The organism is Micromonospora sp. NPDC007271, from assembly GCF_040634005.1.
Lineage (GTDB): Bacteria > Actinomycetota > Actinomycetes > Mycobacteriales > Micromonosporaceae > Micromonospora.
Map to the genome: position 1 here is coordinate 1 of NZ_JBEYER010000011.1, position 15,502 is coordinate 15,502.

General features: G+C 73.5%; 16 protein-coding genes and 3 tRNA genes. 4 read left to right on the forward strand and 15 right to left on the reverse strand.

The window, feature by feature from the left end; translation table 11 throughout:
• Nucleotides 1–68 precede the first annotated feature (68 nt).
• From ABZ570_RS06205 to leuC, 3 genes are all read right to left on the reverse strand, one after another.
• Nucleotides 69–752 carry an HU family DNA-binding protein gene (locus tag ABZ570_RS06205; protein ID WP_358057613.1) on the reverse strand — a complete coding sequence of 228 codons (684 nt, stop codon included), beginning with the start codon at nucleotides 750–752 and terminating at the stop codon, nucleotides 69–71.
• A gap of 171 nt (nucleotides 753–923) precedes the next feature.
• Nucleotides 924–1,511, reverse strand: a complete 588-nt coding sequence (leuD, locus tag ABZ570_RS06210) for a 3-isopropylmalate dehydratase small subunit (RefSeq protein ID WP_358057615.1) — start codon at nucleotides 1,509–1,511, stop codon at nucleotides 924–926.
• 15 nt (nucleotides 1,512–1,526) lie between these two features.
• Nucleotides 1,527–2,969, reverse strand: a complete 1,443-nt coding sequence (gene leuC, locus ABZ570_RS06215; RefSeq protein WP_358057617.1) for a 3-isopropylmalate dehydratase large subunit — start codon at nucleotides 2,967–2,969, stop codon at nucleotides 1,527–1,529.
• A gap of 49 nt (nucleotides 2,970–3,018) precedes the next feature.
• On the opposite strand from leuC, the gene ABZ570_RS06220 reads away from it, so the two are divergent.
• The gene (locus tag ABZ570_RS06220; protein WP_358057620.1) at nucleotides 3,019–3,705 is read left to right on the forward strand and encodes an IclR family transcriptional regulator; all 687 of its coding nucleotides are present in this window, start codon (nucleotides 3,019–3,021) and stop codon (nucleotides 3,703–3,705) included.
• A 153-nt stretch (nucleotides 3,706–3,858) separates the two neighbouring features.
• Here ABZ570_RS06220 and ABZ570_RS06225 read toward each other — a convergent pair.
• The 4 genes from ABZ570_RS06225 to ABZ570_RS06240 all read right to left on the reverse strand — a co-directional run bounded on the left by ABZ570_RS06225 (nucleotide 3,859) and on the right by ABZ570_RS06240 (nucleotide 5,348).
• Nucleotides 3,859–3,934 (reverse strand) — tRNA-Glu (locus ABZ570_RS06225).
• Nucleotides 3,935–4,159: 225 nt separating this feature from the next.
• A tRNA-Glu gene (locus ABZ570_RS06230) sits at nucleotides 4,160–4,232 on the reverse strand.
• 134 nt (nucleotides 4,233–4,366) lie between these two features.
• Nucleotides 4,367–4,438 (reverse strand) — tRNA-Gln (locus ABZ570_RS06235).
• Between the two features lie 106 nt (nucleotides 4,439–4,544).
• Nucleotides 4,545–5,348 (reverse strand): fumarylacetoacetate hydrolase family protein, encoded by an 804-nt coding sequence (locus ABZ570_RS06240; protein WP_358057623.1) that lies wholly within the window; start codon nucleotides 5,346–5,348, stop codon nucleotides 4,545–4,547.
• Between the two features lie 225 nt (nucleotides 5,349–5,573).
• Between ABZ570_RS06240 and ABZ570_RS06245 the strand changes: the two genes are divergently transcribed.
• Both ABZ570_RS06245 and ABZ570_RS06250 read left to right on the forward strand, forming a co-directional pair.
• On the forward strand, nucleotides 5,574–6,956 hold the full coding sequence (locus ABZ570_RS06245; RefSeq protein ID WP_358057626.1) for a hypothetical protein: 1,383 nt from the start codon (nucleotides 5,574–5,576) through the stop codon (nucleotides 6,954–6,956).
• A 34-nt stretch (nucleotides 6,957–6,990) separates the two neighbouring features.
• Nucleotides 6,991–7,866, forward strand: a complete 876-nt coding sequence (locus ABZ570_RS06250; protein WP_358057629.1) for a 3-methyladenine DNA glycosylase — start codon at nucleotides 6,991–6,993, stop codon at nucleotides 7,864–7,866.
• 41 nt (nucleotides 7,867–7,907) lie between these two features.
• Here ABZ570_RS06250 and ABZ570_RS06255 read toward each other — a convergent pair whose 3' ends face one another.
• From ABZ570_RS06255 to ABZ570_RS06290, 8 genes are all read right to left on the reverse strand, one after another.
• On the reverse strand, nucleotides 7,908–8,486 hold the full coding sequence (locus ABZ570_RS06255) for a GNAT family protein (protein ID WP_358057632.1): 579 nt from the start codon (nucleotides 8,484–8,486) through the stop codon (nucleotides 7,908–7,910).
• Between the two features lie 59 nt (nucleotides 8,487–8,545).
• Nucleotides 8,546–8,971 (reverse strand): alternative ribosome rescue aminoacyl-tRNA hydrolase ArfB, encoded by a 426-nt coding sequence (gene arfB / locus ABZ570_RS06260; RefSeq protein WP_358057635.1) that lies wholly within the window; start codon nucleotides 8,969–8,971, stop codon nucleotides 8,546–8,548.
• 9 nt (nucleotides 8,972–8,980) lie between these two features.
• A complete protein-coding gene (locus tag ABZ570_RS06265) occupies nucleotides 8,981–9,283 on the reverse strand; it encodes a hypothetical protein (protein WP_358057638.1) in 303 nt (100 codons plus the stop codon).
• Between the two features lie 148 nt (nucleotides 9,284–9,431).
• Entirely contained in the window at nucleotides 9,432–10,295 is an 864-nt protein-coding gene (locus ABZ570_RS06270; RefSeq protein WP_358057641.1) for a trypsin-like peptidase domain-containing protein, read from the reverse strand.
• Nucleotides 10,296–10,343: 48 nt separating this feature from the next.
• Entirely contained in the window at nucleotides 10,344–11,303 is a 960-nt protein-coding gene (locus ABZ570_RS06275; protein ID WP_358057644.1) for a VWA domain-containing protein, read from the reverse strand.
• A complete protein-coding gene (locus ABZ570_RS06280) occupies nucleotides 11,300–12,343 on the reverse strand; it encodes a DUF58 domain-containing protein (RefSeq protein WP_358057647.1) in 1,044 nt (347 codons plus the stop codon). Before ABZ570_RS06280 ends, ABZ570_RS06275 begins: the two co-directional genes overlap by 4 nt.
• The gene (locus tag ABZ570_RS06285; protein ID WP_358057650.1) at nucleotides 12,340–13,389 is read right to left on the reverse strand and encodes a MoxR family ATPase; all 1,050 of its coding nucleotides are present in this window, start codon (nucleotides 13,387–13,389) and stop codon (nucleotides 12,340–12,342) included. The genes ABZ570_RS06280 and ABZ570_RS06285 overlap by 4 nt, the downstream gene beginning before the upstream one ends.
• Nucleotides 13,390–13,628: 239 nt before the next feature.
• Nucleotides 13,629–14,168: a hypothetical protein gene (locus tag ABZ570_RS06290; RefSeq protein WP_358057653.1), complete on the reverse strand. Its 540-nt coding sequence runs from the start codon at nucleotides 14,166–14,168 to the stop codon at nucleotides 13,629–13,631.
• Between the two features lie 395 nt (nucleotides 14,169–14,563).
• On the opposite strand from ABZ570_RS06290, the gene ABZ570_RS06295 reads away from it, so the two are divergent.
• Nucleotides 14,564–15,499, forward strand: a complete 936-nt coding sequence (locus ABZ570_RS06295) for an endonuclease/exonuclease/phosphatase family protein (protein ID WP_358057847.1) — start codon at nucleotides 14,564–14,566, stop codon at nucleotides 15,497–15,499.
• Nucleotides 15,500–15,502 lie beyond the last annotated feature (3 nt).

Consider the following 15,502-nt stretch of genomic DNA (forward strand, 5'->3'; position numbering starts at 1 on the left):
GGCCTTGTTGAGCGCTGCGGTGGTGAGCGTCGGGCGGAACGGCTCACCGGCCTCGCTCGTGCGGCGCCTCAGCGCCGCGCCGCGGTCTTCTTGGCCGGTGCCTTCTTGGCGGTCGTGGTCTTCTTCGCCGCCGTCGTCTTCTTGGCGGGTGCCTTCTTGGCGGGCGCCTTCTTCGCGGGTGCCTTCTTGGCGGCCGTGGTCTTCTTCGCCGCCGTCGTCTTCTTGGCGGCCGTCGTCTTCTTGGCGGCCGTCGTCTTCTTCGCCGCGGTGGTCTTGGCCGCCGCGGCCTTCTTCGCCGGCGCGGCCTTCTTCGCCGCGGCGGTCGTCTTGGCGGCCTTCGCCGCCGTGGTCTTCTTGGCGGCGCCGGCCGCGGTGGTCTTCTTCGCCCCGGTCGCCTTGGCCCCGGCCGCCTTCGCGCCGGCGGTCTTGGCGGCGGCCGCGGCGGTCTTCTTGGCGGCGGCCGTGTTCTTCGGCACCTTGCCGCTGGCCACCATCTCCTTGAAGCCAGCACCCGGACGGAAGGTCGGGACGGAGGTCTTCTTGACCTTCACCGCCTCGCCGGTCCGTGGGTTGCGCGCTGTTCGGGCGCCCCGGACGCGCTTTTCGAACGCTCCGAATCCGGTGATCGCCACCTTCTCGCCCTTGGTGACCGCCGCCTGGACCTCAGCGAGGACCGCGTCGAGCGCGGCCGTCGCCGTCTTCCGGTCCCCCAGGCGAACGGCGAGCGCCTCGATGAGCTCGGCCTTGTTCACGACTTCCTCCCGATTGTGCAACTGACTCGACGCGAGCCATTCTGCGCGCACGGTATGCCCTGTGCTGCCGGGACACAAACATTCGGTGGAAAAAAGCCGTTGTGTCGTAACGGATTCGCCCCCACCGGGGAACCGGTGGGGGCGAAAACGGATCTGCGCTCGGGCCTACGGCTATGCCACCGAGGGCAGGAAGGACCGCCGGCGGGCCTCGTACGCGCCGATCTCGGCCTCGTGTCGGAGGGTGAGTCCAATGTCATCCAAGCCCTCCATCAGCCGCCAGCGGCTGTGGTCGTCCAGCGGGAAGGCCCAGGTGGCGTCCCCCGCGTGGACCTGGCGGGCGGTGAGGTCGACGGTGACCGGAGTGGTGGGGTCGGATTCCACCAGATCCCAGAGTTCCTCCACCGCTTTCAATTCCAGCTCGACCGGGAGGAGGCCTTCCTTCAGCGCGTTGCCACGGAAGATGTCGCCGAAGCGAGGAGAGATCACGGCACGGAAGCCCCAGTCCCGCAGGGCCCAGACGGCGTGCTCCCGGGAGGAGCCCGTACCGAACTCGGGGCCGGCGATCAAAATCGACGCACCCGAATGGGCGGGATCGTTGAGAACGAATGACGGGTCCTCCCGCCACGCGCTGAAGAGCCCGTCGGCGAAACCGGTACGGGTCACCCGCTTGAGGTACACGGCGGGGATGATCTGATCGGTGTCCACGTTGGATCGGCGCAGCGGCACTCCGGTGCCGGTGTGGGTGGTGAACTTGTCCATCTCTCGGCTGCCCTTCTACAGGTCGGCGGGGGCGGCCAGCCGGCCGACCACGGCGGTGGCGGCGGCGACCGGCGGGGACACCAGGTGGGTACGCCCGCCCCGGCCCTGGCGGCCCTCGAAGTTGCGGTTGGAGGTCGAGGCCGAGCGCTGGCCCGGCTTCAGCGTGTCGGGGTTCATGCCCAGACACATGGAGCAGCCGGCGAAGCGCCACTCGGCGCCGGCGTCGGTGAAGACCTTGTCCAGCCCCTCCGCCTCGGCCGCCTCGCGCACCGCGGCGGACCCGGGGACCACCAGCATGCGTACGCCGTCGGCGACCTGGTGGCCGCGCAGCACGTCGGCGGCGGCGCGGAGGTCCTCCAGCCGGCCGTTGGTGCAGGAGCCGACGAAGACCACGTCGACGGCCAGGTCGCGCAGCGGGGTTCCGGGCTTGAGGTCCATGTATTCCAGGGCCCGGCGGGCGGCGGCCCGCTCCGGCTCGGTGACGAACTCCTCCGGGTCGGGCACGGCGGAGCCCAGCGGGGCGCCCTGACCGGGGTTGGTGCCCCAGGTGACGAACGGCGTGATCCGGCTGGCGTCCAGGGTCACCTCGGCGTCGAAGGTGGCCCCCTCGTCGGTGGGGAGCGTCTTCCAGTACGCCACCGCGGCGTCCCAGTCGGCCCCCTGCGGCGCGTTCGGCCGCCCCTTCAGGTACGCGAAGGTCGTCTCGTCCGGCGCGATCATGCCGGCCTTGGCACCCCACTCGATGGACATGTTGGCGATCGTCATCCGCCCCTCCATGGAGAGGTCACGGATCGCCGCGCCCCGGTACTCGACGATGTGGCCGCGCCCGCCGCCGGTGCCCACCTGCGCGATCAGGGCGAGGACCAGGTCCTTGGCGGTGACGCCGGGGGCGAGCCGGCCGACGACGTTCACCGCCATGGTCTTCGGCCGGGCCTGCGGCAGCGTCTGGGTGGCCAGCACGTGCTCCACCTCGCTGGTGCCGATGCCGAAGGCGAGCGCGCCGAACGCGCCGTGGGTGGCGGTGTGCGAGTCGCCGCAGACGATCGTCATGCCCGGCTGGGTGAGGCCCAGCTGCGGGCCGATGACGTGCACGATGCCCTGGTTCTCGTCGCCCAGCGGGTGCAGCCGTACGCCGAACTCGGCGCAGTTGCGGCGCAGCGTCTCGATCTGGGTGCGGGAGGTGGGGTCCGCGATCGTGAGCAGGTCGCCGCGCCGGGATCGGAACGCGGGATCGTCGTACCCGGTCGGGGTGTTGTGGTCCTCGGTCGCGATCGTCAGGTCGGTGCGGCGGACCCGGCGCCCGGCCAGCCGGAGCCCGTCGAACGCCTGCGGGCTGGTGACCTCGTGGAGCAGGTGCAGGTCGATGAAGAGCAGGTCCGGCTCGCCGTCGGCGGAGCGGACGACGTGCGCGTCCCAGACCTTCTCGGCCAGGGTCCTCGGTTGAGTGACTCCCACCATCTGGACATCCTAAATTCTGGGAGGTAAATTTCGGCTTGTGGGACACAGTATGAGCGGTGTCGGCGTTCTCGACAAGGCGGTGGTCATCCTGGCCGCCTGCGTCAACGGCGCCAGCCTGGCCGAACTCGTTGAACGCACCAAGCTGCCCCGGGCCACCGCGCACCGGCTGGCACAGGCGCTGGAGATCCACCGGATGCTGGTCCGGGACACCCAGGGACGCTGGCGCCCCGGCCCCCGGCTCGGCGAGCTGGCGAACGCCGCGCCGGACGTGCTGCTCACCGCGGCCGAGCCGCTGCTCTCCGCGCTGCGCGACGCCACCGGCGAGAGCGCCCAGCTCTACCTGCGCCGTGCCGACGAGCGCATCTGCGTGGCCGCCGCCGAGCGGGCCAGCGGCCTGCGGGACACCGTGCCGGTCGGTTCGGTGCTGCCCATGACGGCCGGTTCCGCAGCCCAGATCCTGCTCGCCTGGGAGCCGCCGGAGGCGGTCATGCCGCTGCTGCCCCGGTCGAAGTTCACCGGCCGCACCCTGGCCGAGGTACGCCGTCGCGGCTGGGCGCAGAGCGTCGCCGAGCGGGAGGCCGGTGTGGCGAGCGTCTCGGCGCCCATCCGGGACCGGACCGGCCGGGTGATCGCGGCGATCAGCATCTCCGGCCCGATCGAGCGCCTCGGCCGCCGCCCCGGCGAACGCCACGCCATGGCCGTCGTCCGCGCCGGCCAGCGCCTCTCCGGCCTCTGATTTCGCCCCGCTCGCTCGCCAGCCCCGTTGATCATGAGGTTGGCGGCAGTTCGAGAGAGCAAGAATGCCGCTAACCTCATGATCAACGGGCATCGGTGCGCCGGACGGGCGAAACGCGAGCGGCCCGCCCCGGGAGTGGGACGGGCCGTTCAGTGGTAGCCCCGACCGGATTCGAACCGGCGCTACCGCCTTGAGAGGGCGGCGTCCTGGGCCGCTAGACGACGGGGCCAGGCACTTTTCCTGCTTCACCGCCCTGACGAGCGGTGCGGGCAGTAGTCTACCGGCATCGCGTTCGCGCCTCGCGGCGGGGTCCCGGCCCTGGCGATCCGTCGACCGGCAGGACGCGGGCAGCACCGCGAGCCGAACGGGCGGGACGGGACCCGAGCATGGCCGGACGAGACCTGGGCATGACGAAACAGCCCGCCCCACCAGGTGGGACGGGCTGTGCACGCTGTAGCCCCGACCGGATTCGAACCGGCGCTACCGCCTTGAGAGGGCGGCGTCCTGGGCCGCTAGACGACGGGGCCAGAACCATCTGCTCCCCCGCCCGGAAGCGGGGAAGCTGACTCTATCAGAGATCATCTCCCGCCCCTCGGCTGAGGAGCGGAGCGGAGCTCCGCCAGAATCCAGCGTCCGGGATTCTCGCGAATCCGCGGCTGCGCTGGGGTACCAGGACTCGAACCTAGACTAACTGAACCAGAATCAGTCGGGCTGCCAATTACCCCATACCCCATCGGCCCCTTGCGGTGCCGGGAATGAACTTTACCCTCCCGGTGCCGGGGGGCCAAATCCAATCCCTCGAACCACCCCTGACCAGCGGAAACGAGACGTCGGACGGATCAGGCGACCGGCACCACCTGGTTGGTGAGCTCGCCGATCCCCTCGATCCGCACGGTGACGGTATCCCCGTCGGTGAGCGGACTAACCCCCGCCGGGGTCCCGGTCAGCACCACGTCGCCGGGGAGCAGCGTCATCACGTGCGAGATGTACGACACCAGCGCCGGCACGTCGAAGACCATGTCCTTGGTCCGACCGAGCTGCCGCACCTCCATCTCCTCCGGGTTGCGGCCCACCTCACAACGGACCTCCAGGTCGGTCACGTCCAGCCCGGTGGTGATCCACGGACCGAGCGGGCAGAACGAGTCGAAGCCCTTGGCCCGGGTCCACTGCCCGTCCGAGCGCTGCAGATCCCGGGCGGTGACGTCGTTGGCGCAGGTGTAGCCGAAGATGGCCCGCTCGGCGGCGGCCCGGTCGGCGCGCCGCGCGCCCGGCGCGCCGATGACCACGGCCAGCTCCGCCTCGTGCTCGACCTGCTTCGAGAAGATCGGCAGGCGGATCGCGTCCCGCGGCCCGATCACGGAGGTGGACGGCTTGAGGAAGAGCAACGGCTCCTTGGGCACCTCGCTGCCGTGCTCGGCGGCGTGCTCGGCGTAGTTGCGGCCGACGCAGACCACCTTGCTGGGCAGGATCGGCGAGAGCAGCCGGACGTCGGAGAGCGCCCACCGGGCACCGGAGAACTGGAGCTGCCCGAACGGGTGCCCCTCGATCTCGGCGATGGTCAGGCCCTGCGGCCCGACCCCCGGCTCCCCCTCGACGACCCCGAACGACATTCCCTTGGCATGAGCGAAACGAGCGATACGCACCCGGCCAATCTATCGCCGCCGCCGCGCGGGCCACGCCGGACGCCGGCGTGGCGTCATCGCCGGACGCGGCAACGCCCTGTCAGCCCTGGACGGCGGCGCGCCACGCCCTCGCCGGGCGTGGACGCGCCAGGGTACGCCGCCGCGCGCCGCCAGCGGCGGGAATGCCAACTTCGTACCCGCACGGCGGGCCGGGGCCCATAGCTTCGGGTCCGGGAGGTTCGGCCCATGACTGCAACGAGACGACACCACAGATCCCTGGCCGTGATCGTGAACTGCCTCGGGGTCATCGCCGCCCTACCGGCCCTGCCCGCCGCGGCGCCCCGGGCCGCGGCCGCACCCGCGAATCCGGCCCCGGCGGCGGCACCGGCCGCCCCGGTGGACCGCGCGACACCCATCCCGACCGGGGCGCCGGCGGCCCCACCGGCGGTGCCACCCGCGAAGCCGGCACCGGTCCCGATGTCGAATCCGCCGGTCACCGTGGCGATGACCGCGGCCAACACCCCGGCGCCCGGCTACCAGATCCAGCTGCGCAACGGCGGGAACAGCGTGGTCGAGACGACCGTACGGCAGCAGCTGCCGGCGGGATCGACAGCGACCATGGTGAGTTCGGGCGGTCGGGTCGCCCCCGGGGCCGGCTCCGCCAGCTCCCGCGAGGTGACCTGGCGGCTGCGGCTGCCGGCGCAGGGCACCACCACCCTGCACACCGCCCTCAGCACGACCGCGGCCGGGCGGCCGGTGTCCGCGCCCGCCTGCGCGTACGGCACGGACAGCACCCGGCCGTACGACTGCGCCACGGCGACCTGGACGGACGGCGCGACGGCCGCGGCGGCGACGGCGGCGACACCCGGGTGGCGCCGGCCGCCGGTGCTGCTGGCCGGGCTGGCCGTGCTCCTGGTCGTCACCCCCGGCGTGCTCGCGTGGCGGTTCCGCCGCCGGCAGCGTTCCGACCTGGCGCCGGCCGGTCCGGCGGCGACGAGCGCCGGCGCTCCGACCCTCGCGGGCGGGGCGGCCGGCCCGCCGGAGCGGGGCACGGTCTATCCGCGCCCGGCGCTGCCGACCCGGGCCGGGCGCCGCACCCCGCCGCTGTGGCTGATGGTCGGGGTCGCCGTGGCGGTGCTGGCCGGCGTGGTCGGGGCGGCGGCGTGGACCGCCACCCAGCGGGTCGCCGCGATCGACACCGCCAAGCAACCGACCAGCGGCGCGTGGATGGGCAGGAGCGTGACCGGGGCGGTCGGCACCCCGCTGCGCGAGTCCGCGTTCGAGTTCACCGTCTACCGGGTGGTCTGTGGTGCCGGGGCGCTGCCCTCCGCCACGGCCGGCGGCCGGCAGTGCCTGGCCACGGTCGGGGTGCGCAACCTCACGTCGGACGAGCAGACCTGGCACGGGGAGCTGCAACGGGCGTACCTGCCGGACGGCAACTGGGTCGCCGCCGACGAGGACGCCACCCGGGTCGCCAACCTCGGGCGAGACGTCTTCGCCCAGCCGGTCGCCGCCGGGAGCCGGGTGATCCTTCCGCTCGTCTTCACCGTGCGCGGCGGCGACCAGCCCAAGCAGTTGGAGCTGCGCAGCGGCGTCTTCTCGGCCGGCGTCCGGGTGGACGTGCCCTGACCGGAGGCCGGGCGGCGGTCGTACCCTGGGGTCCGTGACCGCCGCCCTCGCCCCCGCCACCGCGCTCGACGCGGCCGACTGGCAGACCCGGCGGCGCGCCCACGAGCAGCGGGTGGACGCCTGGCTGACACCGCACCTGGCCCGGCGGCGCTCCGGCGTGAAGCACCCGGTGGAGGACTTCCTCTTCACCTACTACTCGCACCGCCCCGCCCAGCTGCGCCGCTGGCACCCGGGCGCGGGGGTGGTGCTGCGCGACGCGGACCCGGCCGAGTTCGGCCGGGACTACTGCACCACCGCCGCCGGGCTCACCCTCGACACCGACCGGGTACGCGCGCGGCGCGCCGAGTCGATCGACTGGATCCGTACGCTGCTCGCGGCGACCGCCGCCCGCCCGGCCCACCTCGGCTGTTTCGGGATGCACGAGTGGGCGATGGTCTACCGGCAGACCCAGGACGAGGTACGCCACAACTCCTGGCCGCTCCGGCTCGGCCCGGAGGCCACCGCCGCCGTCGTCGAGGAGCGGGGCGTACGGTGCAGCCACTTCGACGCGTACCGCTTCTTCACCGCGCCGGCCCGGCCGCTGAACCTGCTGACCCCGACGCGGGAGACCCAGCACGCGCTGGAGCAGCCGGGCTGCCTGCACGCCAACATGGACCTCTACAAGTATTCCTACAAACTCTCGCCCCTGGTCCCCGCGGAACTCGTAGCCGACTGCTTCGAGCTGGCGAGAGAGATCCGGACCCTGGACATGCGGGCCTCCCCGTACGACCTCGCCGAGCTGGGCTACTCGCCCGTCCGAGTCGAAACCGTCGAGGGCCGGCACGAGTACGTGCTGGCACAGCGGTCGTTCGCGGAACGGGCCGCGCCCCTGCGTTCGCGCCTGATCGCGGAATGCGACCGACTCCGGTAGAGCTCCAGGATGTCCGCACGCCCCGGTCCCGATTGCCGGACTCAGCCCGCCGGGTACCCCCGGTGCGCGGCCCACTCGGGCGCGAGGATCGACATGACGGTGGCGTCGACCCAGTCGTCGCCGTCGCGGAGCACCTGGCGCAGCGTGCCCTCGGCGACGAAGCCGACCTTCTCGTAGACCCGGCGGGCGCGCGGGTTGAAGGCGAACACCTCCAGCGAGATCCGGTGCAGGCCGAGCTGCTCGAAGCCGTACCCGACGATCAGCCGGACCGCCTCGGTGCCGAGGCCCCGGTCGCGGCCGGCGGGCCCGATCAGGGTACGGAAGTTGCAGCTGCGGTTGTGGCCGTCCCACTCGTTGAGGACCACCTCGCCGACGCAGGCCCCGGTCGCCCGGTCCACCACGGCCAGGTCGAGCCGGTCCGGCTGGCTGTTGCGGGTGCCGTACCAGGCGCGGAGCCGGTTGAGGTCGAAGGCGTCCCCGGGCGGGCTGCCGGTGAGCCGGGCCACCTCCGGGTCGGCCAGGGCGTCCTGAAAGGCGGCGACGTCGTCGTCGACGACGAACGGGCGCAGCACGACCCGGTCGCCGGTGAGGGTGGGCTTGACGGAGAAGTCGACGGGCACGCGGCGAATTGTCGGCCGGGCGCGGGTGCGTCACAAACCGTTTTCCCGGGCGCGGCCGGTCAGTCGCCGTCCACCCGCCGCTCGCGCTTGCGCTGGGACTGGCGCTTCTTCTCGGCCAGGCGGCGCTCCTTCGCCGCGCGGGACGGGCGGGTCGGGCGGCGCGGCTTCGGCGGCGGGGCGACCGCCTCGCGCAGCAGGGCGGCCAGCCGGTCGCGGGCAGCCTCCCGGTTGGCCAGTTGCGCCCGGTGCTCGCTGGCGGCTACGGTCAGCACGCCGTCGACCAGCCGGCCGGCGAGCCGCTCCAGCGCGCGGGCACGCAGGGGGTCGGGCACGCTCGGCGAGTTGGCCAGGTCGAAGCTCAACTCCACCCGGGAGTCGGCGGTGTTCACCCCCTGGCCGCCCGGCCCCGACGAGCGGGAGAAGCGTTCCCGCAGCTCGGCGGCGGGGACCACGAGTCGCTCGGTCACCCGGAGTCCGTCATCCACGCCCTGAGGCTATCGCCGAACCGGGTGACCGGGGGTGGGGGTGGCGGTCGGGGTGGGCGCGGGACCCGCCCGCTCGTGGTCCGACCCGACCGCCGCGTAGGCGGCCGCGCCGACGAGCAGCAGGGCGATCACGCCCACCTTGGTGATGACCGCGCGGGTCGCCAGCCAGGCGGTCCGCCGGGCGCCGGGGACGATGTTCCGGGCGGTCCGGTAGTCCTTCCAGCCACGCTTCGCACGGGCGTATGCCGCGCCGATGCCGGCGCCGATGACCAGGCCCATCAGGAGGAGGGCCGCGATGACAGCTTGCTCCACCCACGCCAGTATCCATACTCACCGTAATATTTCCATGGCCCGATGGTCCCGCGCCGGATATCCGACAGTTCACCCGATCCGGCCGGAAGGTCTGAGAGCTTCCGCAGGTCACCGCCGCGGCCGTCGGCGCCGGCCGGCCGGCGCCGGGTCAGCCGCCCCGACCGATGATCGTGTCGGCGGTCTGCTGCACCTGGTCGATGGGGATCGCGAACCCGATGCCGATCGAGCCGTTGCCGTCGATCGTGGCGATGGCCGTGTTCACCCCGACCACCTCGCCCCGCGCGTTGACCAGCGGGCCACCCGAGTTGCCCGGGTTGATCGAGGCGTCGGTCTGTACCGCGGTGTGCCGGCCGTTGCCGATGCGCACCTGCCGGTTGAGCGCGCTGACGATACCGGCGGTCACCGTGCCGGCCAGGCCGAGCGGCGAACCGACCGCGAGCACCGGCTCGCCGACCCGGGTGGTGTTGGGCTTGGCCAGCGGCAGCGGTGACAGCCCGGCCCCCGCGGGCACCTTGAGCACCGCCAGGTCGCTGCTCGGCTCCCGACCCACCACCTCGGCGGTGAACCGGCGGCCGTCGGAGGTCTCCACGGTCACCGGGCCGGCGCCTCCCTTGGCCAGGATGTGGTCGTTGGTCACGATGTGCTGCTCGTGGTCGATCGCGAAGCCGGAGCCGCTGGCCGAGGAGGCGGACGCCCCGCCGACCATCACCGAGACCACCCCGGGCACCGTCTTCTCGGCGGCGGTGACCAGCTCCGCCGGTACCGGCGCGGCGGAGGCCGGGGCCGACCCGGGCCCGTCGCGGCCGGCCACCCAGGTGCCCGCCGCCGCCCCGGAGAACGTGGAGAGGGCCACCACCGCCAGCGCGCTCAACAGCCGGCCGCGCCAGGTCCGGCGCCCCGGGCCGGCCCGCTCCGATCCGGGTACGTCCCAGCGCCCACGCCCGTCCGGATCCAGCTCCGGTGAGACGAACCACGGGCCGCGCGGCTCGCCGAGTCCGGTCTGCACTGCCATACCTGGCTCCTCACGTGTCGTGCCGACATGCCGGGTGGGTGGTGCGGATCAGGGCAGCCGGGAGAACCACCGCAGGGATCCGGCGGCCGCGCCCATGGCGAGGACCAGTCCCAGGCCGATGAAGCGGGCGGAGATGTCCTGCCGTTCCTTGCGATAGCCGACCGACGTGCCGATGTCCTCGTACACGGCGCGCAGTTCGGCGCTGGTGCTCGCCTCGTGGAAGCCGCCCCCGGTCTCCTCCGCGACCGCCTTGAGGGTCTGCCCGTCGACCGGCACCTGGATCGGCCGCCCGCCCCGGTCCACGAACCCGGACGGGGTGCCGAACGAGATCGCGTGCACCGGGACCTTGTCCGTCACGGCCTGGGCGGCGGCCTCCATCGGGTCCATCCCGGAGGTGTTCGCGCCGTCGGACAGGATGATGATCCGGGCCGGCGGCGGATCCTTGGCGGCCTTGGCGTCGAGGCTCTTCACCGCGCCCAGCGAGGTGCTGATCGCCTCGCCGATCGCGGTGCCCTGGACGCCGGTGACCCCCTCGGCGAGCCGGCCGATCCCCTCGTGCAGGGCGTCCCGGTCGGTGCCCGGCGGGACCAGCACCGCCGCGCTGCCGGCGAAGGCGACCAGCCCGACGTTGAACTCCTTCGGCAGTCCGTCCACGAACCGGCGGGCGGCCTGTTTGGCGGCGGTCAGCCGGTCCGGGTCGACGTCGGTGGCGAGCATCGAGGTGGAGACGTCCACCGCCACCATGACGGTGGCCCGTTCCCGGGGCACCCGTACCTCGGCGCTGGGCCGGGCGAAACCGACCACCAGCAGCGCGAGCATGGCGAGGAAGAGCCCCGCCGGCACGTGCCGGCGCCAGGCCGGTCGGTGCGGCGCGACCCGGTCCAGCAGGCGCAGGTTGGTGAAGCGGACGGCGTACCGGCTCTGCCGGCGCTGCATCGCCAGGTAGCCGACGAGCAGGGCGGCGACGCCGAGCAGGAGCAGGAGCCGGGCGGGCGACTGCCAGGTCACGCGGTACCTCCCCGGGCCGCGGCGGGCGCGGTGGCCAGCCGGCGCTGGTGGTGCACGTGCCGCACGATGTCGGCGGCCCAGTCCCGGTCGGTGCGCAGCGCCAGGTGGGTCGCCCCGGCCCGGCGCAACACGTGGCGCACCTGGTCGCGCTGGGCGGCGGCGGCCTGGGCGTACCGCTCGCGCAGGCCGCGGTCGCCGGTCCACACCTCGCGGCGCTGCCCCGTCTCCGGGTCGACCAGGGTGACCAGGCCGACGTCCGGCAGTTCCAGCTCGCGCGGGTCGGTCACCTCCACCGCGAGCACCTGGTGCCGGACGGCGAGCCGGCGCAACGCCGTCTCCCAGGCCGGGGCGGCGTCCGGGTCGTCGGGCAGCCCGTCGAGGAAGTCGGAGACAACCACCACCAGGCCGCGCCGGGTGGCCACCCGCTGGACGCCGGCCAGCCCGTCGGTGAGGGCCGGTGGGGCGACGACTCCCGGTCGCGGCGCGTCCCGTGCCGGCCCGCCACCGGGCGTCCCGGACTCCTCGTACCCACCGGTGCGCGGCGCGCCGAGCAGAGCACGCAGCAGCCCGAGCAGGTGCGTCCGCCCGCCGCGGGCCGGGAACCGGCGTACGCCCCCGGGGGCGAGGATCTGCGCGCCGAGGCGGTTGCCGACGCCCGCGGTGAGGAACCCGACGGCCGCCACGGCGGCCACCGCCAGCTCGCGCTTGTCCAGCGTGGCGGTGCCGTACTCCATGCTGGGGCTGGCGTCGACCAGCAGCCAGGTGGTCAGCTCCCGGTCGGCGTCCACCTCGCGGACGTGCGGCACCGTGGTCCGCGCGGTGACCGCCCAGTCCATCCGGCGTACCTCGTCCTCACCGGGGCGGTACTCCCGGCTGCCGGCCACCTCGCTGCCGGGGCCGGGCAGCAGGCCGCGGTACTGGCCGTGCAGCAGCCCGTCGAGGCGGCGGGTGACGGCCAGTTCGAGTCGGCGCAGCCGCTGGTCGGGGGCGAGATCCACCAGGCCGGGCTCGGGCAGCGTCGCCGTGGCCCGGCGCCTCATGCCGCCGCCAGGTCGGGTGCCGCCTCGGGACGACCGGCGGCGACCCGGGGCGGCGGCACCGCCTCGATCAGCCGGCGTACCACCGCGTCGGCGGAGACGCCGTCGGCCACCGCGTCGAAGGTGAGCACCAGCCGGTGGGACAGCACGTCCACCGCCAGGTCCCGGACGTCCTCGGGGAGCACGTACTCCCGCCCCCGGATCAGCGCCTGGGCGCGGGCGGCGGCGACCAGTCCGAGGGTGGCCCGGGGACTGGCCCCGTACGCCAGCAGCGGCGCGATGTCGGGCAGCCCGAAGCGGCCCGGGTCCCGGGTGGCGAGGATGAGCCGGACCACGTACTCGGCGAGCGCGTGGTGGACGAAGACCTGACTGGCGCGGCGCTGGAGTTCGCGCAGTCGGGCCGGGTTGAGCACCGGTCGCGGTGTCGGCCGGTCGCTGCTCATGCGGTAGAGGATGGCCAGTTCGTCGGCCTCGCTCGGGTAGTCGACGACGATCTTCATGAGGAACCGGTCCCGCTGGGCCTCGGGAAGCTGGTAGACACCCTCCGACTCGATCGGATTCTGGGTGGCGAGCACCAGGAACGGCTCGGGCACCGGCCAGGTCCGGCCGCCGATCGAGACCTGCCGCTCGGCCATCGCCTCCAGCAGCGCCGACTGCACCTTGGCCGGGGCGCGGTTGATCTCGTCGGCGAGCACCAGGTTCGCCATGACCGGGCCCAACTCGACGTCGAAGGCCTCGGTGGAGGCGCGGTAGATACGGGTACCGACGATGTCCGAGGGCACCAGGTCGGGGGTGAACTGGATGCGGGAGAAGGTGCCGCCGACGACGGTGGCGAGGGTCTGCGCGGCGAGGGTCTTGGCCACGCCCGGCACGCCCTCGAGCAGGCAGTGTCCGTCGGCGACCAGGGCGGTGAGCAGCCGTTCGACGAGGCGGTCCTGCCCCACGATCACGCGTTTGACCTCGAATAGCGTCTGCTCCAACTCGACGTCGTCAGCATCGACGTCGACCGGGCTGGGCACGCTGGCCAGGGTGTCCGAGATGTCCGTCACGGTGCTTGCTTCCCGTGCTGCCACCGGGGCAAACGTGGGATTGTCGGCCCCTGACGGGTCGTTCCGGGCCGCTAAGAGGACGAGTCCCCCGACCGCGCCGCAACGGTACGAGCGGGGCGGGTCGGCGCAGGCCGGGCCGGACCGTACGGCCCGCCGGCGTGGGTACGGCGCTTGGCCCCTGCCGAAGGCGGGTACGGCGCTGGCCCCCGCCGGAGCGGGGGCCAGCTGGGCGGGGCGGATCAGTTGGCGATGACGATGTGGAACGGCTTGTCCGCGAACCCGCCGGAGGAGTTGCGGGTCTGCACGAAGACGGCGTTGGGGATCAGGTACCGGGGCGCGACCGAGACCTCGCCGCTCGGCGGGACGTTGTTCGGGTCGTTGGTGCCGATGGTCGCGCCGAACGCCTTGAGGTGCGCGTCGTAGTCGAGCGTCACCTGGTACTGCCCGGCGTTCTGGCCCGGCAGGTTGCTGGCGAACTTCGAGGCGGCCACGACGTTGCCCGAGTGCTGGAGCAAGGTGCCGTTGCTGCTGACGACGGCCCAGGCGACCGTGCCGGCGGCGGGCGGGGCGAGGGTGGCTCGCATCGCGGCGGTCGCCGCCCGGGACTCGGCGGCGGTCACCGGAGGCTGGTGGCCGGGCTGCCGGACGCCGGGTTGGGCGGCCTCGGCCGCAGCCTTCGCCGGCGGGTGGGCGGCGGCCGCGATGCCCCCGCCGGCCAGGGTGAGGGTCAGGACGCCGAGCGCTACCAGCGCCGCCTTGCGTCTGAGGAACATGGCCATGACAGGTCTCCCTTTTGTGACCGTGCTGATACGGCCGGCCCGCGATTCGCGGGTCGGTTCACTACCGGGGGAAAGCCGGGCGAAAAATAGCGGATCCATCGGGAGATCGAGCTACTCGCGCACCACACACACCCGACCTGAGCTGGGATTACTACGCAGAGTTGGGACGTCGCAACCACCTGGAAAGTAGCACCGCAAAAAGCAGCAGGTCAATAGCTCACATTTGCGTTTCGCCTCCTCGCGGCAGCTTGAAGAATCGCGAAAGGCGAATGGGCGACCATTCACGAAATGCCGTTGCGGGGCACGCCACGAGCCCCCGGGACGGTACGGTGACGGCCGTGACCACGACGACGGACGAGGCGCGGACCGGAGCCGGGACCCGCCGGATCGCGACGGTGGCGTGCTGGCTCCCCGTCGCGCTCGCGGCCGCCTGGGCGGTGCTCCGGCTCGGCTGGTCGGACCGGGGGCCGATGGTGCAGGCGATCGCCTTCACGCCGTACGCCGCGGCCGGCTCGCTGGTGCCGCTGGTGCTGGCGCTCGCCCTGCGGCAGCGCGGGGCGGCGGTGGTCGCGGCGGCCACCACCCTGGTGCTGATCATCGCGGTGGCGCCGCGCGCGGTCGCCGCCACCCAGCCGGCGGTCGACGGCCCGGCGCTGCGCCTGCTCACCGCCAACCTGCTCGTGGGCGGCGCCGACCCGGGCCGGTTGGTCGGTCTGGTCCGCGACCGGCGGGTCGACGTGCTGACCGTGCAGGAGTTCACCCCGCAGGTCGCGGCCGAGCTGGACCGCCACGGGCTGGCCACCCTGCTGCCGTACCGGGTGCTGAACCCGGAGGTCGGCACCACCGGCTCCGGCGTGTACGCGCGCTTCCCGCTGAGCGACGGCGGGTTCCGGCGCAACCAGGGCTTCTTCTTCACGCAGGCGTACGGGACCCTGGCGCTGCCGGGCGCGCCACCCGTGCGGGTGGAGTCGGCGCATCCGGCCGCTCCGTGGTCCGTCGGTGTCGTGCCGGAGTGGCGGACCGACCTGCGGGGGCAGCCACCGGCCACCCCGCGGGGGCGGCTGAGCATCCTGGCCGGGGACTTCAACGCCACGCTCGACCACGCCCCGCTGCGGGAACTGATCGCCACCGGGTACGTCGACGCCGCCGACGCGGCCGGCGCCGGGCTCGCCGGCACCTGGGGGCCGTACGACGGCGACCTGATCCCGCCGGTCACCATCGACCACGTGCTGGCCGACCGGCGCATCGCGGTCCGCTCGGTGGCCGTGTACGCGCTGCCCGGCAGCGACCACCGGGCCGTCCTCGCCGAGCTGCGCCTCCCGGCGGTGTGAGGA

What these genes read in the sequence shown, in the direction of transcription:
- leuC (WP_358057617.1), bottom strand. Translation starts at nt 2,969, where the DNA reads ATGGTGGGAGTCACTCAACCGAGGACCCTGGCCGAGAAGGTCTGGGAC.
- ABZ570_RS06270 (WP_358057641.1), bottom strand. Translation starts at nt 10,295, where the DNA reads ATGGCAGTGCAGACCGGACTCGGCGAGCCGCGCGGCCCGTGGTTCGTC.
- ABZ570_RS06290 (WP_358057653.1), bottom strand. Translation starts at nt 14,168, where the DNA reads ATGGCCATGTTCCTCAGACGCAAGGCGGCGCTGGTAGCGCTCGGCGTC.
- leuD (WP_358057615.1), bottom strand. Translation starts at nt 1,511, where the DNA reads ATGGACAAGTTCACCACCCACACCGGCACCGGAGTGCCGCTGCGCCGA.
- ABZ570_RS06245 (WP_358057626.1), top strand. Translation starts at nt 5,574, where the DNA reads ATGACTGCAACGAGACGACACCACAGATCCCTGGCCGTGATCGTGAAC.
- ABZ570_RS06280 (WP_358057647.1), bottom strand. Translation starts at nt 12,343, where the DNA reads ATGAGGCGCCGGGCCACGGCGACGCTGCCCGAGCCCGGCCTGGTGGAT.
- ABZ570_RS06220 (WP_358057620.1), top strand. Translation starts at nt 3,019, where the DNA reads ATGAGCGGTGTCGGCGTTCTCGACAAGGCGGTGGTCATCCTGGCCGCC.